This window comes from Nevskiales bacterium (assembly GCA_035574475.1).
In the GTDB taxonomy this organism is placed as follows: Bacteria; Pseudomonadota; Gammaproteobacteria; order Nevskiales; family DATLYR01; genus DATLYR01.
The window spans coordinates 1-23,458 of the sequence record DATLYR010000171.1 but is presented as its reverse complement, the minus strand read 5'-3'; the positions used below and the strand labels follow the sequence as shown (position 1 = coordinate 23,458).

Annotated in this window: 22 protein-coding genes; 12 read left to right on the top strand and 10 right to left on the bottom strand. The window is 64.1% G+C overall.

The features are described from left to right. The 12 genes from VNJ47_10480 to VNJ47_10425 all read left to right on the top strand — a co-directional run. Window positions 1–583: hypothetical protein (locus VNJ47_10480; protein ID HXG29256.1), on the top strand; the 583-nt coding region annotated here is incomplete at its 5' end. Next, a complete protein-coding gene (locus tag VNJ47_10475; protein ID HXG29255.1) occupies window positions 580–1,794 on the top strand; it encodes a glycosyltransferase family 2 protein in 1,215 nt (404 codons plus the stop codon). The genes VNJ47_10480 and VNJ47_10475, both read left to right, overlap by 4 nt. Before the next feature lie 22 nt (window positions 1,795–1,816). Then, window positions 1,817–2,902 (top strand): Gfo/Idh/MocA family oxidoreductase, encoded by a 1,086-nt coding sequence (locus tag VNJ47_10470; GenBank protein HXG29254.1) that lies wholly within the window; start codon window positions 1,817–1,819, stop codon window positions 2,900–2,902. 1 nt (window position 2,903) lies between these two features. Then, window positions 2,904–3,755, top strand: a complete 852-nt coding sequence (locus tag VNJ47_10465; protein ID HXG29253.1) for a class I SAM-dependent methyltransferase — start codon at window positions 2,904–2,906, stop codon at window positions 3,753–3,755. Window positions 3,756–3,772: 17 nt separating this feature from the next. Next, window positions 3,773–4,159 carry a GtrA family protein gene (locus tag VNJ47_10460; GenBank protein ID HXG29252.1) on the top strand — a complete coding sequence of 129 codons (387 nt, stop codon included), beginning with the start codon at window positions 3,773–3,775 and terminating at the stop codon, window positions 4,157–4,159. A 24-nt stretch (window positions 4,160–4,183) separates the two neighbouring features. Beyond that, a complete protein-coding gene (locus tag VNJ47_10455; protein ID HXG29251.1) occupies window positions 4,184–5,356 on the top strand; it encodes a glycosyltransferase family 4 protein in 1,173 nt (390 codons plus the stop codon). Between the two features lie 53 nt (window positions 5,357–5,409). After that, on the top strand, window positions 5,410–7,095 hold the full coding sequence (gene pilB / locus VNJ47_10450) for a type IV-A pilus assembly ATPase PilB (protein HXG29250.1): 1,686 nt from the start codon (window positions 5,410–5,412) through the stop codon (window positions 7,093–7,095). Between the two features lie 34 nt (window positions 7,096–7,129). Further along, on the top strand, window positions 7,130–8,392 hold the full coding sequence (locus tag VNJ47_10445; protein ID HXG29249.1) for a type II secretion system F family protein: 1,263 nt from the start codon (window positions 7,130–7,132) through the stop codon (window positions 8,390–8,392). Window positions 8,393–8,405: 13 nt separating this feature from the next. Then, window positions 8,406–9,278 (top strand): A24 family peptidase, encoded by an 873-nt coding sequence (locus tag VNJ47_10440; GenBank protein HXG29248.1) that lies wholly within the window; start codon window positions 8,406–8,408, stop codon window positions 9,276–9,278. Continuing rightward, a complete protein-coding gene (gene coaE, locus VNJ47_10435; protein ID HXG29247.1) occupies window positions 9,275–9,922 on the top strand; it encodes a dephospho-CoA kinase in 648 nt (215 codons plus the stop codon). The genes VNJ47_10440 and coaE overlap by 4 nt, the downstream gene beginning before the upstream one ends. 31 nt (window positions 9,923–9,953) lie before the next feature. Then, complete coding sequence (gene zapD, locus VNJ47_10430; protein HXG29246.1) at window positions 9,954–10,730, top strand: cell division protein ZapD; 777 nt, start codon at window positions 9,954–9,956, stop codon at window positions 10,728–10,730. Window positions 10,731–10,734: 4 nt separating this feature from the next. Further along, window positions 10,735–10,926 (top strand): DNA gyrase inhibitor YacG, encoded by a 192-nt coding sequence (locus VNJ47_10425; protein HXG29245.1) that lies wholly within the window; start codon window positions 10,735–10,737, stop codon window positions 10,924–10,926. Here the strand turns inward: VNJ47_10425 and VNJ47_10420 are convergent. The 10 genes from VNJ47_10420 to VNJ47_10375 all read right to left on the bottom strand — a co-directional run. Beyond that, window positions 10,923–11,873 carry a Nudix family hydrolase gene (locus VNJ47_10420; protein ID HXG29244.1) on the bottom strand — a complete coding sequence of 317 codons (951 nt, stop codon included), beginning with the start codon at window positions 11,871–11,873 and terminating at the stop codon, window positions 10,923–10,925. The two genes, VNJ47_10425 and VNJ47_10420, sit on opposite strands and share 4 nt — an antisense overlap. Further along, window positions 11,870–13,090, bottom strand: coding sequence for a bifunctional glutamate N-acetyltransferase/amino-acid acetyltransferase ArgJ (gene argJ / locus VNJ47_10415; protein ID HXG29243.1), 1,221 nt, complete (start codon window positions 13,088–13,090; stop codon window positions 11,870–11,872). The genes VNJ47_10420 and argJ overlap by 4 nt, the downstream gene beginning before the upstream one ends. A 154-nt stretch (window positions 13,091–13,244) precedes the next feature. Then, window positions 13,245–15,992, bottom strand: coding sequence for a preprotein translocase subunit SecA (gene secA / locus VNJ47_10410; GenBank protein HXG29242.1), 2,748 nt, complete (start codon window positions 15,990–15,992; stop codon window positions 13,245–13,247). A gap of 283 nt (window positions 15,993–16,275) precedes the next feature. Then, window positions 16,276–17,214: a M23 family metallopeptidase gene (locus VNJ47_10405; GenBank protein HXG29241.1), complete on the bottom strand. Its 939-nt coding sequence runs from the start codon at window positions 17,212–17,214 to the stop codon at window positions 16,276–16,278. Window positions 17,215–17,652: 438 nt separating this feature from the next. After that, the gene (gene lpxC / locus VNJ47_10400; protein ID HXG29240.1) at window positions 17,653–18,564 is read right to left on the bottom strand and encodes a UDP-3-O-acyl-N-acetylglucosamine deacetylase; all 912 of its coding nucleotides are present in this window, start codon (window positions 18,562–18,564) and stop codon (window positions 17,653–17,655) included. 313 nt (window positions 18,565–18,877) lie between these two features. Then, window positions 18,878–20,023 (bottom strand): cell division protein FtsZ, encoded by a 1,146-nt coding sequence (gene ftsZ, locus VNJ47_10395; protein HXG29239.1) that lies wholly within the window; start codon window positions 20,021–20,023, stop codon window positions 18,878–18,880. Between the two features lie 75 nt (window positions 20,024–20,098). After that, on the bottom strand, window positions 20,099–21,331 hold the full coding sequence (gene ftsA / locus VNJ47_10390) for a cell division protein FtsA (GenBank protein ID HXG29238.1): 1,233 nt from the start codon (window positions 21,329–21,331) through the stop codon (window positions 20,099–20,101). Between the two features lie 3 nt (window positions 21,332–21,334). Further along, a complete protein-coding gene (locus tag VNJ47_10385; GenBank protein ID HXG29237.1) occupies window positions 21,335–22,087 on the bottom strand; it encodes a cell division protein FtsQ/DivIB in 753 nt (250 codons plus the stop codon). Continuing rightward, window positions 22,084–23,025, bottom strand: coding sequence for a D-alanine--D-alanine ligase (locus tag VNJ47_10380; GenBank protein ID HXG29236.1), 942 nt, complete (start codon window positions 23,023–23,025; stop codon window positions 22,084–22,086). Before VNJ47_10380 ends, VNJ47_10385 begins: the two co-directional genes overlap by 4 nt. After that, window positions 23,022–23,458, bottom strand: a 437-nt coding sequence (locus tag VNJ47_10375) for a UDP-N-acetylenolpyruvoylglucosamine reductase (protein HXG29235.1), incomplete at its 5' end; no start/stop codon positions are given. The genes VNJ47_10375 and VNJ47_10380, both read right to left, overlap by 4 nt.

Below are 23,458 nucleotides of genomic sequence, written 5' to 3'. Positions count from 1 at the left end.
ACAGAATATGCCGCACAAGCTCCGTGCACTGCTGGATCGTCCCAGCGCCGAGATACGGGTATTGCTTGCCGCACCCGCCAGCTTTGCAATTGAGGGACCTGACTCGATGACCCGCCGTACGGCTTCGGCCAGTCTGGCCTTATACGGTTACGAGCTAGCCAAGAAAGACTGTCTGCCAATCAAGATTCGTAATACTTTCGTGGCTGGATGGCGGGGCGGAGATGAAACTCCGTTGCCTCATCGCATGATCGCCTGGGTGTGTGAAGTAACTCCCGTCTCCGAGCTTGTTAGAAAAGAACTCGAAGAAAAACTGGCCACAGTCGACATCGTTTTTGACAGAATTGAACAGGCTTGTAACCAGACCCTATCGCCCGTCGGCGCCCAAACGGTCAGAACGACTCAGCGCTGGTACCGAGGCTACATGAATACAGGCACTGTACTTTCGCTATTCGGCAATCGACTGTCCGTGAGCCTTTATCGCAAATCAGGATATATACCGCTGGGCACACTCGAAGATTGGTTGAAGTCAGAAAGCGCTATTACATGCCCGGATTTTTTATCAGCTCTGAAGAGGGCCCAGTGAGCCTCGATAGACGCCATCAGCTTGAAAACATCGAAGTGTCGGCCGTCATGCCATGCCTGAATGAGGCGCGGACACTGGCCACCTGTATACGCAAGGCCCAGCAGAGTTTTGCAAAGCTGGGTGTGACCGGCGAAGTCGTGGTTGCCGACAATGGCTCCACCGACCAGTCGCGCCAGATTGCCGAATCCCTGGGTGCGCGTGTGGTGCAAGAACCGATAAAAGGCTACGGCACCGCCCTAATGGCCGGCATCAAAGCAGCCAGAGGCGAAATTATCATTATCGGCGATGCCGACGACTCATACGACTGGTCGGATCTGGGTGCTTTTGTAGAGGGTATCAGGCAGGGCAATGACCTTGTCATGGGCAACCGCTTCAAAGGTGGAATATTGCCGGGCGCCATGCCTTGGCATCATCGATACATCGGTAACCCCCTGCTGTCGCGCCTCTCGCGGTTCGTATACGGCGTTCCAATCGGCGACTTCCACTGTGGGATGCGAGCGTTTACACGCACGGCGTACGAGCTGATGCACCCGCATGCGACGGGCATGGAGTTTGCTACCGAACTGGTGGCATGTGCCGCGAGGATGAATCTCAAGATCGCAGAGGTACCCGTCAAGCTCTACCCCGACGGACGTAACCGCCCTTCTCATCTGCGATCTTTCCGCGACGGCTGGCGTCACCTGCGTTTCATCCTCACCTATGCACCCGATCATCTTTACTTGCTGCCCGGCACACTATTGCTTGGCTCCGGCCTGTTTCTCCAGTGTCTGCTGGCGCGCGGACCTTTGTCCATTTCGGATTACTACTTTGGGATCCATTTCGTGGCACTGGGGGGCTTGCTGACATTGGTCGGATTCAATCTGATCCATATGGGCGTACTCGCGAAAATCCTGGTACTGGAACGCTTTCCCCGCATGCGTGCCAAACTTGCGTCGTGGGCACTCGAGAGCTTTACTTTGGAGAAAGGACTATTGTTTGGCGGCTGCCTTGCTGCCATCGGTGCACTGGTTGAGTTAGGCATTCTGATAAGGTGGCTACTTAACCCTGGCGAACCCATGGAAGGCACTGTGCACCCGGCATTTGTCGCCGGACAGGCCATTGTTCTCGGAACCAACATCATTTTCGCCTCGTTTGTGCTTCATCTGTTGGTTGGTACGCGCGCAGCGCGTTCCCCTACCACAGCCCAGAATGCCGGCGAACGACCGTCTTGAGGGTGTGTGCAAAGTATCGAACATGTCGGACTCAACCGGAGAAAACTCGCCAACGCTACGCATTGCCATCGTCGGTCTTGGCTGGGTTGCGCAGCATCGACATATACCGACGTGCCGGCGCAGCGCGCGCTACCGGGTCGTCGGCTTGATGGATCGCCAAGCGGGCAAGGCTGCCTCGATCGCATCGCGTCTCAAGATTCCCTATCACTACACCGGGGATAGTATTGAGCAGATACCCTGGCTGGACGAGGTTGATGCCGTTAGTATCGCCAGCGCCCCACAGACGCATCATGAATTGATCCGTCAAGCGCTCCAGTGCGGCAAGCACGTAATCACCGAAAAACCTTTCGTCATGGCGCCACAAGAAGGCAAACAACTCAGGACACTGGCAAGGGACTCCGGGCTCACTCTCGCTATCGTGCACAATTTTCAGTTTGCCGAGTCTTTCAAAAGGCTCGAACAAGACCTCACGCTGGGACGTTTGGGCACTATCCGCCATATCGTCGCCAGACAGTTCAGCAATCCCAGGCGACGCCTGCCGGTCTGGTATGAACAACTTCCGCTCGGCCTCTTCTACGACGAAAGCCCCCACCTGCTTTATCTGATACGCCGACTTGCGACGGGGGTGCCCACTCTCAAGCGCGTGGATCTCGTGACGAGCGCATCCGGGCTCAGTACGCCCACCGTTCTCGAGGCCTTGTATACATCCGGCACCTTACCAAGCTTCCCCATCAGCCTGCTGATGTCTTTTGAAGCGCCCGTCAGTGAATGGTTCATCGTGGTGATGGGAGAACATGCCTGCGGGCTGGTGGATATTTTCCGGGACATTTATATTCGTTTACCCAACGACGGCCAGCACGAAACTTTCTCCGTACTTCGCACCTCCTTGTACGCGAGCTGGCAGCACTGGAGTCAGCACCTGCGCAGCGGTACACGACACATTTTAGGCAGGCTGTCTTACGGTAACGATACAGTGTTCTCGCTGTTTGCCGACGCCGTACAACATGGTCGAACGCCGGAAGGGATAGATGCGGATGATGCGGTCGAGGTTCTCGAAATGCAGCACGAGATCATCAGTCGCCTGAACGCTTACTCTTCGGTTACTTGACATGCCCGTGACTAACGTGACTGTGCAAGAACTGCTGGCGGCTTTTCAGCATCAAGAACCCTTCCAACCGGCCACGAACTTCTGGCGTGCAATCGAGGTAGCTACCGTGCTATCCCACGGGCTCCCGAGCGGACGCGGGCTCGATCTGGGTTGCGGCAATGGTCGTCTGACCAAAATCATCTTGAACCACGTCGGCAGGCGCGTCATGGTAGGGATCGATCTAGACCCGGAGGAAACCCGGCTCGCAATCGGAGAAGGTATTTACTCGCGGGTTCATACCTGCTCGGCTACGCACATACCTGAGCCGTCCGGATCGTTTGATTTCGTTTTCTCCAATTCCGTGCTCGAACATATCGAGCCAATCCAAGATACTCTCAAGGAGGTCAGTCGGCTGCTGCGACCAGGTGGTCGTTTCCTGTTTACCGTACCAAGTAACCACTTCCATTCCTGTCTGCCCGCCCCCAACGCACCAGAACAGGCGATGGCCTATTTCGAAACCATCGACAAGCGATGCGCGCATTTGCGCTACTGGACTCTGGATGAATGGTGTGCAAACCTGAACAATGCCGGTCTGGGCATTGAATATTTCCAGGATTACATGACCCCCCGCGAAGTAAGCCGCTGGGTGTTCCTGTCGAACATGACCTCCGGAATTTTGTACAAGCTGTATCTAGGCAAGAAACGTCCTATCGAAATTCAACGTGCGTTAGGTGGACGTCGCAGCTCGTTGCACATGCCCATGCTGCTGGCCGCCTTCAGCGCCAAGATTATGTCGTTGGGCGTTGTGCCTGATCACAACCACAAGACCCACCTCCGCGCGTGTCTACTAATTGAAGCCGTACGCCGTCAGTGAGGCAGCCGATCGACTCCGTGAGCACGAGATTTGGCAGATTCTTGCTGGTCGGCGGCGTTTGTACTTTACTCAATCTAGCTGTTCAATGGTTGGCAACAGGATGGCTGGGGTTGCATTACTTGACCGGGGTCACCATTTCTTTTGTGGCGGTTAATTTTTTCGGATTTATGCTCAATAAGCTATACACCTTTAAAAATACCGAGCCACAAAGCCTGCAGCAGGCCACTCGTTACTATGCAATTATGGCATTGAGTTTCGGTGCAAATCTCGTTTGCATGGTCATTTTGGTTGACGGAGCAGGAATTCACTATCTCCTGGCCAGTCTGATGGTCACGGTCACCTTCGTTGCCGTAAACTTTATCGGACATGCCGCTTGGACCTTTGCGCCTCTGAATCGTCCATGATTCTCTGCTGAGGCCCTGCGCATAATGCCCCACAAGCTGACGCTGGTCAGCGCCTATTACCCCTCCCACCGCGGTGGCATTGAGATAGTCGCCGGCGAGTTGGCCAGTAGGCTGGCACGCCACCACGACTATCAGATTGAATGGTTTGCCAGCGACACTGATCCGACACCCCAATACTCCGCCGTGGATTCCATTCGATGCCGCCCGCAACGTGCGTGGAACAAGACCGAAAGGGCTCTGGGCATCCCCTTCCCCATATGGCCGATATCCGCATTAGTAGAGCTTAGCCGCAGCATCGAGAGCGCTGATTGCGTTCACGTCCATGACTTTGTTTACCCCTGCAGCCAGGCCGCGATATGGCTGGCAAAACACCACCAAAAGCCTCTGCTCGTAACACAGCACATAGGCTGTGTGCCTTATCAGAGCCGCATCGCTCGATGGACGCTGGCCAGTCTCAATCGCATCGTTGGCGCCATCAGCCTGTCGCGTGCTAATCAGGTCGTATTCGTCAGCGAGGCTGTTCACACGTACTTCAGGCAGTTCGTAAGCTTCCGCCGCCCGGCTCTCTATATTCCAAACGGGGTCGACCGCAATGTTTTCCATCCCGTTGCCGACGCCGTCAAATGTCAGTTGCGGGCTGAATACTCGCTTTCCAGCATGCGCCCGGTGTTTCTGTTCGTGGGCCGTTTCGTGGAGAAGAAAGGTCTGCGCCTTCTAGCCCACCTGGCCCAGACGATACCCGACGTACAGTGGGTTTTCGCCGGTCACGGACCTCTGGATCCGGAAGCTTGGGGACTCCCGAATATCCGGGTGCTTCGGAATGTCAGCGGCAAAAGCCTCGCAAAAATCTATCAGCTGGCCGATCTGCTTGTGCTTCCTAGCCGCGGTGAAGGCTTTCCATTGGTCGTACAGGAATCGATGGCTTGCGGCACGCCGGCTATCGTAAGCTCCGAAACGTGGTATGGATGTCCGGCAGCCAAAAATGTGCTATTACATGAAAAATGCGATGCTACGGACTCGGAGATCTTATGGCAGCGCCGTCTAGAAACGCTTGTGCGAGCACCCGAAATGCTCAGAAAGCTGGGCGTACTGGGTGCTCAATTTGCCATGACGTACTGGGACTGGGCCTCGTGTGTGAGGCAGTATGCGAGCCTTGCTGCTGATTTGATACGCGACCGAGATTCTCGCATCGGTTGATCGACTATAACCAAATGGCTATTGGGCCCACATCCAGCTCACACACAGGCTATTTGGGCGGTCTTGCCCGCTGCCTGGTCACCGACGGCCTGCTGGCGGAAGACAAGGCTCGGGAGCTGCAGCAGAAGGCCGCTAAAAGTAAAGAATCTCTGGTCAGCCTGCTGGTGCAGGACAAGCTGGTGCCGGCGCGCAAGATCGCCGAGTCCGCCAGCCGTGAATTCGGCATTCCCCTGCTGGACATCCTGTCGATCGACCTCAGCCAGGCGCCGGTCAAGGAAGTCAGCGAAAAGCTCATCCGCGAGCATCACGCGCTGCCCATCTTCGTGCGCGGCAAGCGCATGTTCGTGGCGCTGTCCGACCCCACCAACCTGCAGGCGCTGGACGAGATCAAGTTCAACGTCGGCATGCCGACCGAACCCATTCTGGTCGAGGAGGACAAGCTCAACAAGGCCATCGACCAGGCTTTGAGCCAGGTCACTACCCAGATGGATGACCTGGGCGACAGCGACCTGGACAACGTCGAGCTGAGTGCTGTCGAGGAGACTGCCGGCGCCGAGGTGAGCTCTGCGGACGCCGAGGACACCCCCATCGTTCGCTTCGTCAACAAGATGCTGCTCGACGCCATCCAGCGCGGCGCCTCCGACATCCATTTCGAGCCCTATGAAAAGAAGTACCGCGTGCGCTACCGGCTGGATGGCGTGCTGCAGGAGATTGCCGCACCGCCGGTGGCCTTGGGCATGCGCCTGGCAGCGCGTCTCAAAGTGCTGGCGAGACTCGACCTGGCCGAGCGCCGCATCCCTCAGGACGGGCGCATCAAACTGAACCTGTCCAAGACCAAGGCGATCGATTTCCGTGTCAGTACCTGTCCCACCCTGTTCGGCGAGAAGGTCGTGCTGCGCATCCTGGATCCGACCCAGGCACAGATGGGCATCGACTCTCTAGGCTACGAACCGGAGCAGAAGGAGCTTTATCTCAAGGCTCTGGCCAGGCCACAGGGCATGATCCTGGTCACGGGGCCGACCGGCTCCGGCAAGACCGTGTCGCTGTACACCGGCTTGAGCATCCTGAACACGCCCGACACCAATATCTCCACCGCCGAGGACCCGGCCGAAATCAACCTGCCCGGGGTCAACCAGGTGAACATCAACCCGAAGGTGGGCCTGACCTTCGCCGCCGCCCTGCGCGCCTTCCTGCGCCAGGACCCGGACGTGATCATGGTGGGTGAGATTCGTGACCTGGAAACCGCCGAGATCGCCATCAAGGCGGCGCAGACCGGCCATCTGGTGCTTTCGACCCTGCACACCAACGATGCACCCCAGACGCTGACCCGCCTGCTGAACATGGGCGTGCCGGCCTATAACATCGCCAGCTCCGTCAACCTGATCATCGCCCAGCGTCTGGCGCGCCGCCTGTGCAAGTTCTGCAAGCGACGTGCCGACATCCCGCGCGAAGAACTGATCCGCGAGGGCTTCCGCCCGGATGAAGTCGACAGCTTGGAGTTGTACGAGCCCGTGGGCTGCGATCAGTGTAACGAGGGCTACAAGGGGCGCGTCGGCATCTACCAGGTCATGCCGGTCTCGGAGGCCATTGGCCGCATCATCATGGAAGGCGGCAACGCCATGGACATCGCCGAGCAGGCCCGGAAAGAAGGCGTCAACGATCTGCGCGCCTCGGGGCTGGAAAAGGTCCGTCAGGGCGTCACCAGCCTGGCGGAAGTGAACAGTGTCACCGTAGACTGAGTTGAGTAGGGCCCACAGCCACAGGATGTAATGCATGGCCACCGCAGCAGCCAAGACCGCTGGAGCAAAGACCGGACGCGCCCCCAAGGCACCCAAGGAGTCGGTGTTCGTCTGGGAAGGTATCAACAAGGAAGGCAAGAAGATTAAGGGTCAGACACGTGCCACCAGCGACACCATCGTCAAGCTGCAACTGCGCAAGCAGGGGTTGAACCCGACTCGCATCAGCAAGCAATCGGCACTGTTCAGCGCGACGAAGAAAAAGAAGATCACCAGCGGTGACATCGCTGTCTTCAGCCGCCAGATGGCCACCATGATGGCCGCCGGCGTGCCGATGGTGCAGGCGCTGGAAATCATCGGCCGCGGGCATGAAAACCCCTCAATGGGCGAGCTGATCAACACCATCAAGGCCGACGTAGAGGGTGGCGGCTCCTTTGCCGAGGCGCTGAGCAAGCATCCGGCTTACTTCGACGACCTGTTCGTCAATCTGGTGGATGCCGGCGAGAAGTCCGGTACCCTGGAAACCCTGCTCGACAAGATCGCCACCTACAAGGAAAAGACCGAGGCCCTGAAGGCCAAGATCAAGAAGGCGATGTTCTACCCGGCTGCGGTGATCGTGGTGGCCATCATCGTCACCGGCATCCTGCTGTACTTCGTGGTGCCGCAGTTCAAGAGCCTGTTCGAGGGTTTCGGCGCCGACCTTCCTGCCTTTACGTTATTGGTCATTAAACTGTCGGAGATCGTACAGGCCTATTGGTGGATATTCCTGGCAGTGATCGCCGGCGCAACCTATGCCTTCATATTCTTCAAACAGCGCTCGCGCAACTTTCGCCGCCTGCTGGATCGGCTAACACTGAAGATTCCCGTGGTCGGCGAGATCGTTTACAAGGCAGCGGTAGCACGCTACGCACGAACCCTGTCAACCATGTTTGCCGCCGGCGTGCCGCTCGTCGATGCCTTGACCTCCGTGGCCAAAGCCTCTGGCAACATCATTTTCGAGGAGGCCATCCTGATGATGCGCGACCAGGTCGCCACCGGCGTGCAACTGAACCTGACCATGTCGCAGACCGGCCTGTTTCCCAACATGGCCACTCAGATGGTGGCCATCGGCGAGGAATCCGGCGCGCTGGACGCCATGTGCGCCAAGGTGGCGGACTTCTATGAGGCCGAGGTGGATAACCTGGTGGACTCCCTGACCAGCCTGCTCGAACCCATGATCATGGCGATCCTGGGTGTGCTTGTCGGCGGCCTCGTCGTCGCCATGTATCTGCCGATCTTCAAACTCGGCTCCGCCATATAAGCTGGATTGCCCCGTGACTGTCTCCGATGCCCTGGCGGCCTCGCCCGCCTTCCTGACCGGCTGCGCGCTGCTGCTGGGCCTGGTGGTGGGCAGCTTCCTCAATGTCGTCATCTACCGGCTGCCGCGGCGCCTCGAGCAGCAGTGGCTGCGCGACTCCGCCGAGGCTCTGAACCAGCCTCCACCCCAGGGCGAGCCGCTGGTCAGCCTCGTTTTCCCCGCCTCGCATTGCCCCCAGTGCAAGACCCCCATCCGCTGGCAGCACAACATCCCGCTGCTGGGCTGGCTATGGCTGCGCGGCCGCTGTGCCGCCTGCCAGGCGCCCATCTCCATCCAATACCCCCTGGTCGAGCTGATCACCGGCTTGGCCTCGGCCTGGCTGGCCTGGCAGCTGGGCCCGGGCATGGCCCTGGCGGCCGCCCTGCCGTTGACCTGGGCCCTCATTGCGCTGGCCGGCATCGATTTCCGCCACCAGCTGCTGCCGGATGCCATCACCCTGCCCCTGCTCTGGGCCGGTCTGCTGCTGAGCCTGACCGGGACCTTTACCGACCCACGCTCCAGCATCATCGGCGCCGCCGCCGGCTACCTCAGCCTGTGGACAGTGTTCCAGGCCTTCCGCCTGCTCACCGGCAAGGAGGGCATGGGCTATGGCGACTTCAAGCTGCTGGCGGTGTTCGGCGCCTGGCTGGGCTGGCAAATGCTGCCGCTGATCGTGTTGCTGGCCTCCGTGATCGGCACGCTGGTGGGCCTGGGCCTGATGCTCTCGCGCCGCCTGCCGCAGGGCGTGCCCATCGCCTTCGGGCCCTACCTGGCCGCCGCCGGCTGGGTTGCGCTGCTGGCCGGTGACGAAATCAACCGCGTTTATCTGCAGCTCTCCGGCCTGTCGTGAAGCTGACGGTCGGCCTCACCGGCGGCATCGCCAGCGGCAAGAGCCTGGTCGGCGAGCACTTCAACCGCCTCGGCGTCGGGGTGGTCGACGCCGACCAGGTCGCGCGCGACGTCGTTGCGCCGGGCCAGCCGGGGCTGGCCGCGCTGGTGGCGCGCTTTGGCGCCGACATCCTGGAGCCGGACGGTACGCTGGCACGGCGGCGCATGCGCGAGCGCGTGTTCGCGGATGCCGGCGCGCGCGCAGCGCTGGAGGCCATCCTGCACCCCCTGATCCATGCCGAGCTGGCGCGGCGCCGCGATGCCCTGCCTGGAGAGTACCGCCTGCTCATGATCCCGCTGCTGGCCCGCACCGGCATGCGCGCACTGGTCGACCGCGTGCTGGTGGTGGACGCGCCGGAAGAAGTCCAGCTCGAACGACTGATACGCCGCGACGGCATCACGCGGGAGCTGGCGCAGCGCATGCTCGCGGCGCAGGACACGCGCCCGCAGCGCCTGGCGATCGCCGACGACGTGCTGCGCAACGACGGCCCCGCCGAGCGGCTCGGGGACCTGGTCGCCCGGCTGCATGCACACTACCTGGGCATCGCACGCGGTACGATCGCCCCCGCACGCAAGCTGCATTTGCCAGCAGGGCCTGCCAACTAGTTACAATGCCCCCTTGGCCGGGGGACGAGCCGTGTCGATCGAAGCCGGGGAAATCTGCTTTGAGCAGCCGCTCAACGAGCATGTGCGGACGTTTCTGCGTCTGGACTGCCTGTTCGGCCAGCTGCAGCACTACCTGCTGGACGAGAGCGTCGCCGGCCGGCGCGCGGCCATGGCGACGCTGCTCGACATCCTCACCCTGCTGACACGCAGCGACCTGCGCACCGAGTTCATCAAGGAACTCAACCACCAGCACCTGAACCTCAGCCGCCTGCAGAACCGGCCCGGCATCGACCACGGCCGGCTGAGCCAGATCCTGCAGCAGCTGCAGCAGCTCAACGAGACGCTGCAGAACGTCCCGGCCCAGGCGGCCGGCACCCTGCTCAAGGAGAACGAGTTCCTCAGCGGCATCATCAGCCGCAGCGCCATCCCCGGCGGCTGCTGCGGCTTCGACCTGCCGGCCTATCACCGCTGGCTCGGTCAGACTGCCGAGCAGCAACGGCACGACCTCGAGCTGTGGTGCCGCGACACCAAGCCGTTCCAGGACACCGCTGCGCTCATGGTCAAGCTGGTGCGCGAGAGCGCGCGCCCGGTGCCGAAGCTGGCCGAGCGCGGCATGTACATCCACACCATGGAGGGCCCCTGCCAGCTGATCCGCGTGCTGCTACCGGCTGGCAGCCCACTGTATCCGGAGATCAGCGCCGGCAAGCACCGCTGCACCATCCGCTTCATGGAGCACGGCGACGTGAATCGCCGGCCGACCCAGACCGCCGAGGACGTCAGCTTCGACCTCGTGCTCTGCGCGCTGTGACGCGATGGCTGCAACCGCCCGCATCGGACGCTGCCCGCGCTGCGGCAAGTCCGTGCCGCTGACCGCAGACAACCCCTGGCGGCCCTTCTGCAGCGAACGCTGCAAGACGGTGGACCTGGGCGACTGGTTGAGCGAGCGCCACCGCATTGCCGGGGAACAATCCGCGAACCAGGCCCCGTCGAAGGAACCGGATTAGCCCATCGCTGGCCGCCACAGGCCGCGGATCGCGGCGATGCCCTGGGCGCGATGCCGCCAGGCGGTGTCGAGGTCCTGCGGCTGCAGGCCGCCGATACCGTACACCGGCAACGGCCGCTCACCCACGAGGCGTACAAACGCGGACCAACCGATGCCGGCCTGCCCGGGATGGCTGGGCGTTGCGGCCAGCGGCCCGAGCACGGCGAAATCGGCGTCCAGCGCCAGCGCCTGCTCGAGTTCCGTGCCGTCGTGGCAGGAGACGGCGAACAGCCGGCCGGCCGCGAGCGGTCGTGCCCGCAGCCTGGCGGCGGTACGCGCATCCAGGTGCAGCCCATCCGCGCCCAGCCGCTCGACCAGCCCGGGATCGCGATCGAGCAGAAGCCTCGCGCCCTCCTGCCGGCAGGCGGCAAGGCAGCGGCTGGCCAGTGCCGCGTAGTCGTCCACGGCCAGCGCCGGCGCGCGCAGCCGCACCAGGCGCACGCCCGCCGCAAGGCTGTGCGCCAGCGCGGCGACGAAGGCGTCCCGGTCACGGCCCGGCGCAGGCGTGATCAGATAGGTCTCCGGCAGCTGCACGGCGCGCACGATGGGGCGGTTGGCGGCCAGCATCGGGTAGCGGTCCAGTTCCGTGGCCGGCACCCAGGCAAAGCGCTGATTCTCGCGCGCTTCGGGCACGCCCTCCCAGGCAGTCACGCGCCAGGTATCGAGCAGCACATGCCGGTCGGGATAACGATGTTCGAGGCGGATCAGCGGCCGGGCGGCGCGGACGGTAAGGCTCAGTTCCTCGCGCAACTCGCGCGCCAGTGCCGCCGTGACAGGCTCACCCGGTTCGCACTTGCCACCCGGAAACTCCCACTGCCCGGCATAGGCACAGTCCGGCTTGCGTTCGCTGATCAGGATGCGTCCCCCGGCATCGCTGACCACGCCGACGGCGATATGCAGCGGCTTCACGTGCGATATTCAGCGTTGATCTTCACGTAGTCGTAGCTCAGATCACAGGTCCAGATGCGCGTGCCAGCCGTGCCGCGCCCCAGACGGATGCACACGCTGAACTCGGGCCGCGCCACGACCGCGGCGCCCAGGGCTTCGCGGTAATCCGGATGGGGCTCGCCCCGTTCGATCAGCACGAGGTCGTCCAGCGCGACGCTGACAGCGGCCGGATCCAGATTCTCCACGCCGGCCTTGCCGATGGCCATGATGATCCGGCCCCAGTTGGCGTCGCTGGCGAACATCGCGGTTTTGAACAGCGGCGAGTGCGCCACCGCATAGGCCACCTTGCGCGCCTCATCCGTATCGCGCGCATCGCACACCTCGACCGTGATGAACTTGGTCGCACCCTCGCCGTCGCGCACGATGGCCTGCGCCAGTTCCGTGGCCACGGCCAGCACCGCCTCGCGCACGGCCGCGTAATCCGCATCGCCCTGGGCGATCTCGGCCGTGCCGGCCCGGCCGGTGGCGAACAGCATGCAGGCGTCGTTGGTGGAGGTGTCGCCATCCACCGTGACGCAGTTGAAGGTCTGGCCGACGACCTCGCGCAGCAGCTGGCGCGTGGTCGCCGCGCCCAGGCGCGCGTCGGTGCCGATGAAGGCCAGCATCGTCGCCATGTCGGGACAGATCATGCCCACGCCCTTGGCGATGCCGGTGACGGTCACCCGGCCCTGCGACGTCATCACCTGCCGTGTCGAACCCTTGGGCAGGGTGTCGGTGGTCATGATGGCGCGCGCGGCATCGAGCCAGCCGTCGGCACGCAGGTCCTGGGCGGCACGCGGGATGGCTTCGAGCATGCGCGCAACCGGCAGGCGCTGACCGATGACGCCGGTGGAGAACGGCAGCACCGCATCCGTCTCGCAGCCGAGCGCAACCGCCGTCGCCGTCATGGTCTGGCGCGCGTCGTCCCTGCCGGCCTGGCCGGTGGCGGCATTGGCATTGCCAGCGTTGACCAGCAGAGCCCTGACCGCACGGCCGGCGCCGAGAATCTCGCGGCAGAGCTGGACCGGCGCGGCACAGAAGGCGTTGCGCGTGAACACGCCCGCCACCTGCGTGCCCGGCACCAGTTCGATCAGCAGCAGATCCTTGCGGCCCGGCTTCTTGATCGCCGCCTCGGCCACGCCCAAGCGCACACCGGGCACCGGATGCAGAACCTCCGGTACCTTCAAATTGACAGCCATTGCTTATCCCAATGTGCCATGAGAATCGAGAGATGGAACAGGATGATCAGGACTTAACAGGATGAACAGGATCAAGAACGTTTCTTTGCAAAGAAAATTTCTTCATCCTGATTATCCTGAAACATCCTGTTAATCCTGTTCAATTTCTTTGCTTTCAGCTCAGCCGGCCGTGGCAGTGCTTGTACTTCTTGCCCGACCCGCACGGACAAGGCTCGTTGCGCCCGACCTTCTGGCCTTCACGCACGAAAGTTTCGACCTTGGCGATCTCTGCCGGCGGCGGTGCGGCCGCCTGGGCGGCGGCCTGCTCGGGCGGCGCTTCCTGCAGCGCGCTGGGCGCCTCCGCATGCACGAACTGCAGGCGCCGCTGACGCTGGCGCTGCTGTTCGAGCGCCTCGACCTCGCTTTGCACCCGCACCTGGACCCGCAGCAGGATGCCGGTCACTTCGCTCTTGAGCCGGTCCAGCAGCGTGGAGAACATCGCGAAGGCCTCGCGCTTGTACTCCTGCTTGGGGTCCTTCTGCGCGTAGCCGCGCAAGTGGATACCCTGGCGCAGGTAATCCATGGCGGCGAGGTGCTCGCGCCACAGGGTGTCCAGCACCTGCAGCATGACGTCGCGCTCGAAGCGGCGCATGACCTCCTCACCCACCTGGCGGCGCTTGGCTTCATAGGCCGCCGTGACCTGCTGCTGGATGCGCTCGCGCAGGGTTTCCTCGGGCAGTTCCGGTTCCCGTTCGAGCCAGCCCTTGACGCCCAGCTCGAGCCCGAACTCGCGCCGCAGGGCCTCGTCGAGGCCAGTGACGTCCCACTGCTCTTCCATCGACTGCGGCGGGATATGCTGGCTGATGAGCGCATCGACTACGTCGGCGCGGATGTTGGCGATGATGTCGGAGATGTCCTCCGCTTCCATCAGCTCGTTACGCTGCTCGTAGATCACCTTCCGCTGGTCGTTGGCGACGTTGTCGTACTCGAGCAGGTTCTTGCGGATGTCGAAGTTGCGCGCCTCGACCTTGCGCTGGGCGGTCTCGATCGCGCGCGTGACCCAGCGATGCTCGATCGCCTCGCCCTCCTGCATGCCGAGGCGCTGCAGCATGGCGCGCAGGCGCGGTGGCGTGAAGATACGCATCAGCGTGTCTTCCAGCGACAGGTAGAAACGCGAGCTGCCGGGGTCACCCTGGCGGCCGGAGCGGCCGCGCAGCTGGTTGTCGATGCGCCGCGACTCGTGGCGCTCGGAGCCGATCACGCGCAGACCGCCGGCGGCGATCACCTGTTCGTGACGCCGCTGCCATTCCGCCTTCAGGCGCGCGCGCTCCTGCACCTGCTCCGGCGGCAGGTGGGCGGCCTCGGCCTCCCAGTTGCCGCCCAGCACGATGTCGGTGCCGCGGCCGGCCATGTTGGTGGCGATGGTCACGGCAAAGGGACGGCCGGCCTGGGCTACGATCTCGGCCTCGCGCTCGTGTTGCTTGGCGTTGAGCACTTCATGCGGGATGTTCTTCTGCCGCAGCAGGCTGGACAGCCGCTCGGACACCTCGATCGAGGCGGTACCCACCAGCACCGGCTGGCCTCGCTCGCGGCAGGTCGTGATGTCCTGGATGATCGCGTCGAATTTCTCGCGCGCGGTCATGAACACCTGGTCGCCCTGGTCGTCGCGGATCATCGGCTTGTTGGTCGGGATGACCACCACCTCGAGGCCGTAGATCTGCTGGAACTCGTAGGCTTCGGTGTCGGCGGTGCCGGTCATGCCGGCCAGCTTGCCGTACAGGCGGAAATAGTTCTGGAAGGTGATCGAGGCCAGCGTCTGGTTTTCCTGCTGGATGCGCACCCCTTCCTTGGCCTCGATCGCCTGGTGCAGGCCGTCGGACCAGCGCCGGCCCGGCATGATGCGCCCGGTGAATTCGTCCACGATGATCACCTGACCGTCGCGGACGATGTACTCGACGTCCTTCTTGTACAGCGCATGCGCGCGCAGTGCGGCGTTGAGGTGGTGCATCAGGATCAGGTTGCTGGCGTCGTACAGGCTGGCGCCCCTGTCCAGCAGACCCGCCGACTGCATCAGCGCCTCGACCCGCTCGTGGCCCTGTTCGGTCAGATGCACGTTGCGGCCCTTCTCGTCCACCACGTAGTCGCCGGTATCGGGTTGGTCGTCCTCGCCGGCCTCACCCTGCTGCAGACGTGGGATCAATGCATTGATCTTGCGGTACAGTTCGGGGTCGTCGTCGGTCGGACCGCTGATGATCAGTGGCGTACGCGCCTCGTCGATCAGGATCGAGTCCACCTCGTCCACGATCGCGTAGTGCAGGCCGCGCTGCACGCGGTCCGCCGGCGTGAAAGCCATGTTGTCGCGCAGGTAATCGAAACCGAACTCGTTGTTGGTGCCGTAGGTGATGTCGGCCCCGTAGGCGGCCCGTTTCTCCGCCGGGGTCTGACCGGCACGGATCACGCCGACGCTCAGGCCGAGAAAGCGGTAGATGCGCCCCATCCACTCGGCATCGCGGCCGGCCAGGTAATCGTTGACCGTAACCACGTGCACGCCCTTGCCCGGCAGCGCATTGAGATAGGCCGCCAGCGTCGCCACCAGGGTCTTGCCTTCGCCGGTGCGCATCTCGGCGATGCGGCCGGAATCCAGCACCATGCCCCCGACCAGCTGCACGTCGAAGTGGCGCATGCCCAGCGTACGCCGGGCGGCTTCGCGGACGGCGGCAAAGGCCTCCGGCAGCAGCCCCTGGAGGTTCTCGCCGCGTGCCAGGCGCTCGCGGAACTCGACGGTCTTGGCGGCCAGCGCCGCATCGGCCAGCGTCTGGAACTGCGGTTCCAGTTCGTTGATGCGCCGGACCGTCTGTTCGAAGCGGTCGAGGATGCGCTGGTTGCGGCTGCCAAAGATCTTGGCAAGAACCTGATTGAGCATGGATCAGACTAGCCCGAGGGGTCCGGAAGCGCAGCCCGAAGGCCGCGAAAGGCGCATAGGATAGCGTGCCTGCGCGCTTAACTCACGCCCAAGACCTCTTGCTTATTGTGGGCAGGGTCGCGGACGCGACCCCGGGGACCAGATAGGGTCCTGCCCGAAGGACATGAAAATACCAGGGAAGCTCTGATTAATTCGTCGCCCCGGCGAAAGCCGGGGTCCAGAGCCTTGAAATCGCTGGATTCCGGCGTTCGCCGGAATGACGAAGGAATTGATCAGAGGTTCCCTAACCGGCGCGGATGTACTCGGCCGGATTCACCACCACCCCGTTGCGCAGCACCTCGAAGTGTACGTGCGGCCCGGTGGAACGCCCGGTGGAGCCAACCAGTGCGATGCGCTGTCCTTTGAGTACGCGGTCCCCGGGCTTCACCAGCACCTTGGAATTGTGGCCGTAGCGGGTCACGTAACCGTTACCGTGATTGATCTCGACCATGATGCCGTAGCCGTTGCGCTCGCCGGCGAAGGTCACGATGCCGGCGGCGACGGTGATGACATCGGCGCCGGAACGTGCGGCGAAGTCCACGCCGCGATGCAGTGCGTTGCGCCCGGTGAAGGGGTCGTCGCGCCAACCGTAACCCGAAGTGATGTAGCCGCGCAGCACCGGGTAGCCGGAGGGCCGCACCTGTTCCTGCAGGCGACTGGCCACCAGCAGGTCTTGCAGCACGCGCATCTGCCGCTCCCGCTCGTCGAGCCGGCGCGCGAATTCGTCCAGCGAAGCGCTGAACTGGTCCAGCGAGCGTGTATACGCGTCGCCTGCCGTCAGCTCGTCGGGGCCACCGACCGGCGGCGTCGACTCGAATTCGAACTCGTCCGGATCCAGGCGCGCCATCTCGACCAGGCGCTGGCCCACGGCGTTGAGCCGGGCCATGTGGGCCTGCAGCTCGCCCAGGCGGTAGGCCAGCGCGTTGATGTTGTCGTCGAAGGCCTCGCGCGTGGAGCTGATCTGCAGACGCTGACGGTCGATCTCGCGCTGCCACAGGCTGGTCACGTCGGCGGAGTAGGCCAGGCTCGGACTGACCGGCCCGGTCTGGTAACCAAGCCAGTAGAGCATGCTGCCCAGCAGGGCCAGCACGGCGGCCACCGGCAGCCACAGGCGCCAGTTCGACGGCGCCAGGCTCAGCTGCCAGGTTTGCCCCAGGCGGTTGCTGACCACTATGATTTGCATCGTCTCCTCACCTGCAATGACCCCATCGTGCCATCGCGCTCGAAACCGGTTTCGCTGGCGGCAGCGCTCGCTGCGCCTGGCCTGGCGTCCTTGGTGGAACGGGCCCGTATCTTGGGCCAGCTGGACCGCAGCATACGCAGCGCCTTGCCCCCGACACTCTCTTCCCATGTCCAAGTCGCCAATCTGCGCGGCGACTGCTTGGTCATGCTGGCGGATTCACCGACCTGGGCGACCCGCCTTCGTTATCATCGTCAGTCCGTGCTGGACGGACTGCTGAAAGCCCATAGCATCCGCTGCCGGACGCTGGAGGTCAAGGTCCAGCCGGGCCTTAAACCCTGAATTACTTAGAAAATACTACCCAGCTGCCAAAGGCAGCAGGGTAGTACCCCGGCGCAAGCCGGGGTCCAGTGCCTTTTGGAACTGCGGCCCAGCCGTTCCTCAGCTGACCGGCACCGCGTTGACGTAGGAGATCGGTGCGTCGCCCTTGTCCTCGAAGATCACCATTTCCCAGGCGTCCTGTTCTTGGAGCAGCTTGCGCAGCAGGCGGTTGTTGAGGGCATGGCCGGACTTGTAACCGGTGAAACTACCGATCAGGCTATGCCCGAGCAGATACAGGTCCCCGATCGCATCGAGGATCTTGTGACGCACGAACTCGTCGTCGTAGCGCAGGCCCTCCGCGTTCAGCACGCGGTAGTCGTCCAGCACCACGGCGTTGTCCATGCTGCCGCCCAGCGCCAGATCGCGTGAGCGCAGATACTCGATGTCGCGCATGAAGCCAAAGGTGCGCGCGCGGCTGACCTCCTTGACGAAGGAGGTGGTGGAGAAATCGATCGCCGCGACCTGCTTGCCGGCCTCGAAGATCGGGTGGTCGAAGTCGATGCCGAAACTGACCTTGAAGCCATCGTAAGGGTCGAAGCGTGCCCACTTGTCGTCTTCCTGCACCAGTACCGGCTGCTTGATGCGGATGAACTTCTTGGGCGCGTCCTGCTCCTGGATGCCGGCCGACTGGATCAGGAACACGAACGGGCCGGCGCTGCCGTCCATGATCGGCACCTCGTCCGAGGACAGCTCGACGATGATGTTGTCGATGCCGAGCCCGGCTATGGCCGACATCAGGTGCTCGACGGTGGAGATGCGCACGCCGCCCTGGACCAGCGTGGTCGACAGCGTGGTTTCGCCGACGTTCTCGGCGCGGGCGTGGATCTCGACCGGCTGCTCCAGATCCACGCGCCGGAAAACGATGCCGGCATCCATCGGCGCGGGCTTGAGGGTCATGTAGACCTTGTGCCCGGTATGCAGGCCGACGCCGGTGGCGCGGATCGGGTTGCGCAGGGTACGTTGTCTCAGCATGGAGTCGGCGTCATCTCCTGCAAATCCACCGGAATCATGCGCTTACCCGCCGACAACCGCCAGCTGCAAGCGCCCTGAACACCGTCCCTGGGCCGGCTGAAAGGGGCCTAGTTTACACGCAAATGACGGGGCCGGGTCTGCGGGGACGCCCCGCCCCTGTCGCGTGCAGGCACGCCGCCAGGCCATGAAATGGCGGCGGACGACCCCTTTCCGGCCGGCCTCGGGCATACCCCCCGCTTTTATTCCTGCCTGTTGGGGGCACTGTCGCGGATGCGCCCCCTTCGTCCACAAAAGCGGGCTCGCGCAAAGCGCATTAGTCGGCCTGGTGACGGAGGAAGGCCGGCACGTCCAGGTAGTCCAGGTCCAGTGCTGTCGCACCCTCGGTGCGATGTGCCTGCTCGTGCTTGCGCACGATGGCCGGCTTCTCGATCACCTTCATGTCGAGCGTGCCGTCGGAGCGCCGTGGCGGCTTGACCGGGGTCGCCGCCAGCTTGTTCATGCCGCCCAGGCCGGTCGCCACCACCGTCACCCGCAGTTCGTCCTGCAGCGCGGCGTCGAAGGCGGTGCCGACGATCATCCAGGCGTCCGGCCGCGCGCGCTCGGCGATCAGCTCGTTGATGATCTTGAACTCCTCCTGCGTCAGGTTCTCGTCCGAGGTCACGTTGACCAGGACGCCCTGGGCGCCGGTGAGGTCCAGATCCTCCAGCAGCGGGCTGGCCAGTGCGGTCTGCGCGGCCACCTGCGCCCGGTTGTCGCCGCGTGCGGCGCCGAGCCCCATCATCGCCATGCCCTGGATCGACATCACCCGCCGCACGTCGGCGAAGTCGACGTTGATCAGACCCGGGCGGGTGATCAGGTCGGCGATGCCCTGCACGGCGTTCTGCAGCACGTCGTTGGCAGCCTTGAACGCCGACTTCAGCGTGATGCTCTTGCCGAGCTGGAACAGCTTCTCGTTGGGGATCACGATCAGCGAGTCCACGTGCTGCGACAGCTCCTGGATGCCCTGCATGGCCACTTCCATGCGCTTGGCACGCTCGAAGGAGAACGGCTTGGTCACGACCGCCACGGTCAGGATCTGCATCTCCTTGGCGATCTCGGCCACCACCGGCGCTGCGCCGGTGCCGGTGCCGCCGCCCATGCCCGCGGTGATGAACAGCATGTCGGCGCCGTGCAGCGCCTCGCGGATACGCTCGCGGTCCTCCAGCGCCGCCTGCTTGCCGACCGCCGGGTCCGCGCCCGCACCCAGTCCGCGGGTGACGTTCGCGCCCAGCGGCAGCAGTACGTCGGCCTTGCACATGTCGAGGTGCTGAGCATCGGTGTTGGCGCAGATGAATTCCACGCCGTCGATGCCCGCCTCGACCATCTGGTTGACGGTGTTGCTGCCCCCGCCGCCCACGCCGATCACCTTGATGACGGCGCCATCCCGCGTGCCGTCTATGATTTCGAACTTCTCGCTCATGGCCCTTCTCCTCTGTCAGTAATGACCCTTTCGACAACGGGACCGAAGCGGTCCCACCCCGCCCTCAAAATCGGATTAGAAATTGCTCTCGAACCATTCCCGCATGCGCTGCCAGATGTCCTTCAGGCTGGCGCCGACGGGTGCGTACTCGGCATAGGGTTGCGACTTCTGCTGCAGCCGCAGCAGGCCCACGCCGGTGGCATGAATCGGGTTGCGCACGACGTCCGTCAGGCCCGTGATGCCCTGCGGTATGCCGAGCCGGACCGGCGAGTGGAACACCTCCTCGGCCAGCTCGACCACGCCTTCCATCTTGGCGCTGCCACCGGTCAGCACCACGCCGCCGGCGACGAGATCGTCGAAGCCGCTGCGCTGCAGCTCGTCCTGGATCAGCTGGAACAGTTCTTCGTAGCGTGGCTTGATGACCTCGGCCAGGGTATGGCGCGACATGCGTCGCGGCGGGCGGTCGCCGACGCTGGGCACCTCGATCTCGTCCACGCCCTCGATCAGGTCAGGCAGTGCGCAGCCGTACTTCACCTTGATCTGCTCGGCATGCTGGCTCGGCGTGCGCAGCGCCACCGCGATGTCGTTGGTCACCTGGTCGCCGGCGATCGGGATGACGGTGGTGTGCCGGATCGCGCCCTTGACGAACACCGCGATGTCGCTGGTCCCGCCGCCGATGTCCACCAGGCAGATGCCGAGATCCTTCTCGTCGTCGGACAGCACCGCGTAACTCGAGGCCAGCTGCTCCAGCGAGAGCTTGCCGACCTCCAGCCCGCAGCGTGCCACACACTTGCGGATGTTCTGCACCGCGGTCACCGCGCCGGTGATGATGTGCACCTTGGCCTCGAGCCGCACGCCGGACATGCCCACCGGTTCCTGGATACCCTCGTGGTCGTCCACGGTGAACTCCTGCGGCAGCACGTGCAGGATCTTCTGGTCGGCCGGGATGGCCACGGCGCAGGCGGCATCCACCACGCGCTGCACGTCGGCCTCGCTGACCTCCTTGTTGCGCACCGCCACGATGCCGTGCGAGTTGATGCTCTTGACGTGGTTGCCGGAAATGCCGACGTGCACGCTGTGGATGCGCGAGCCGGACATCAGCTCGGCCTCGTCCACCGCCCGGCGGATCGATTGCGTGGTGGCCTCGATGTTCACCACCACGCCCTTCTTCATGCCGTGCGAGGGACTGGCGCCGAGGCCGATGATCTCGAGTCCGCCTTCCGGCCCCAGCTCCGCCACGATCGCCGCGACCTTGGAGGTGCCGATGTCGAGCGCAGCGATCACGTTCTTTTCCGGTTTCTTGCTCATGCCCTAGCCCTCCTCCACACCGGGTACGGGCGCCTGCTCGCGCCAGCGCACCGCGAAGCCGTTGCCGTAGCGCAGGTCCACGTAGGCGACCTGTCCGATGCGGTCGCCCAGCGTCGGCACTGCGGTGTCGGCGAAACGCCGCAGCCGCTCCTCGATGCGATCGCGCCCCAGACGCATCACCAGGCCGATGTCCAGTGTCACCGTCCAGGCGCCGCGCGCATCGATCGTGATCGCCGCGACCTTGAGCCCGGCCGGCGCCAGCACGTCCGTGAAATGACGCAGGCTCTCGACCAGCAGCCGCTCGGTGCCTTCCGGTCCGCTCAGAGCCGGCAGACCGACCGGCAGGGTCCCGGCCGCGGGCGCAAAGCGCTCGCCCGTGGTGCTGATCAAGGCCGTCTCGCCCCAGCGTGCAAGGGGCTGGCGCTCCCAGATGCGCACCACCACACCGTTGGGCCAGCGGCGCCGTACCTCGGCGCGCTCCACCCAGGGCAGGCCGAGCACGGCTGCATGCACCGCGTGCAGATCGAGCTCGAAAAACCCTGCCTGCAGATGCGGTTTGACCACCACCTGCACGTCGCCCGGGACCACGTAGCGCAAGCGACCCTCGACCTGCAGCGTGAGGACGTCGCCGGCCTGACGCTGTACCCACAGCCACAGCCCGGCCACCAGCAGCAGCGCCGTACCGAGCATCAGCGCCGGTACGGCAGCCCACCGCGCGAACTGTGCGTAGGGTGCGGGGGAGCGGCGCGCGCTCATGTCCCATTCCCCGGCAGCGAGCTTTCCAGCACACGCCAGACCAGTTCATCGAAGCTCAGCCCCGCGGCGCGCGCCGCCATCGGCACCAGGCTGTGCGAGGTCATGCCCGGCACCGTGTTGAGCTCCAGGAACCAGGGTTTGTCCTCGGCATCCAGCAGGAAATCCACGCGCCCCCAGCCGCTGGCGCCGGTCAGCTGGAAGGCCTTCAGCGCCAGCGCCCGCAGCTGTTCCTCCTGCTCCGGCGCCAGTCCGGCGGGACAGTGGTAGCGCGTGTTGTCCGACACGTACTTGGCGTTGTAGTCGTAGAACTCGCCGTCCGGCTCGATGCGGATCAGGGGCAGCGCCTGGCCGTCGAGCACCGCGCAGGTGTACTCGCCGCCGGCGACGAAGCGCTCGGCCAGCACCGTGCGGCAGTACTGACGCGCGTGCCGATAGGCCGGCTCGATATCCTCCGCACGCTTGACCTTGGTCAGGCCGATGCTGGAGCCGGCGTCGGCGGGCTTCACGAAGAGCGGCAGGCCGATCTCCTCGGCCAGCTGGGCGAAGTCGGTGCCGTCCGTCAGCACGCGGTGCAGCGGCGTGGGGATGCCCTGCGCCGCCCACACCAGCTTGGTGACGCGCTTGTCCATGGACAGCGCCGAGGCCAGCACGCCGCTGCCGGTGTAGGGAATGCCCATCAGCTCGAGCGCGGCCTGCACCACGCCGTCCTCGCCGCCGATGCCGTGCAGCACGTTGAAGGCGCGGTCGAAACCCTCGGCCTCAAGCTTCAGCAAGCGCTCGCGACTCAGGTCCACGCCGGTCGCGTCCACGCCCTGCTTCAGCAGCGACTGCAGCACCGCCGCACCGCTGACCAGCGACACCTCGCGCTCCGGCGCCCAGCCGCCGTACAGCACGGCCACACGCCCAAAGTCTTTGGCGTTTTTCACTTTCCGATTCATGCCCGTCCCCGCTCCCCCACGATCCGTACCTCCGGTTCCAGCTCGATGCCATGCAGGCGCCGCACTTCCGCCTGCACCTGATGCACCAGGTCCTCGATGTCGTCGGCGCGTGCCTCGCCGCCGTTGAGAATGAAATTGGCATGCTTGATCGAGACCACGGCGTCGCCGATACGCCGGCCCTTCAGGCCCGCGGCCTCAATCAGGCGCGCGGCATGGTCGCCAGGCGGGTTGCGGAACACCGAGCCGCAGCTCGGCTGGCCGATCGGCTGCTTTTCGCGCCGCTGCGCCAAAAGGTCGCGGATCTCCTCGCGCGCGCGCGCCTCCGGATCGGGCGGGAAACGCATGTCGGCGGCGATGAAGCACAGGTCCGGCGCGGGCCCGCGGACCGTGCGATAGCTGACCTGGAAATCCGCGACCGGCAGCGTCTGCAGTT

Bases quoted from the DNA above. Each gene is read 5' to 3' on its own strand.
- VNJ47_10470 (HXG29254.1), top strand. From the start codon at position 1,817: ATGTCGGACTCAACCGGAGAAAACTCGCCAACGCTACGCATTGCCATC.
- VNJ47_10465 (HXG29253.1), top strand. From the start codon at position 2,904: ATGCCCGTGACTAACGTGACTGTGCAAGAACTGCTGGCGGCTTTTCAG.
- VNJ47_10455 (HXG29251.1), top strand. From the start codon at position 4,184: ATGCCCCACAAGCTGACGCTGGTCAGCGCCTATTACCCCTCCCACCGC.
- VNJ47_10445 (HXG29249.1), top strand. From the start codon at position 7,130: ATGGCCACCGCAGCAGCCAAGACCGCTGGAGCAAAGACCGGACGCGCC.
- VNJ47_10425 (HXG29245.1), top strand. From the start codon at position 10,735: ATGGCTGCAACCGCCCGCATCGGACGCTGCCCGCGCTGCGGCAAGTCC.
- argJ (HXG29243.1), bottom strand. From the start codon at position 13,090: ATGGCTGTCAATTTGAAGGTACCGGAGGTTCTGCATCCGGTGCCCGGT.
- secA (HXG29242.1), bottom strand. From the start codon at position 15,992: ATGCTCAATCAGGTTCTTGCCAAGATCTTTGGCAGCCGCAACCAGCGC.
- VNJ47_10405 (HXG29241.1), bottom strand. From the start codon at position 17,214: ATGCAAATCATAGTGGTCAGCAACCGCCTGGGGCAAACCTGGCAGCTG.
- lpxC (HXG29240.1), bottom strand. From the start codon at position 18,564: ATGCTGAGACAACGTACCCTGCGCAACCCGATCCGCGCCACCGGCGTC.
- ftsZ (HXG29239.1), bottom strand. From the start codon at position 20,023: ATGAGCGAGAAGTTCGAAATCATAGACGGCACGCGGGATGGCGCCGTC.
- ftsA (HXG29238.1), bottom strand. From the start codon at position 21,331: ATGAGCAAGAAACCGGAAAAGAACGTGATCGCTGCGCTCGACATCGGC.
- VNJ47_10385 (HXG29237.1), bottom strand. From the start codon at position 22,087: ATGAGCGCGCGCCGCTCCCCCGCACCCTACGCACAGTTCGCGCGGTGG.
- VNJ47_10380 (HXG29236.1), bottom strand. From the start codon at position 23,025: ATGAATCGGAAAGTGAAAAACGCCAAAGACTTTGGGCGTGTGGCCGTG.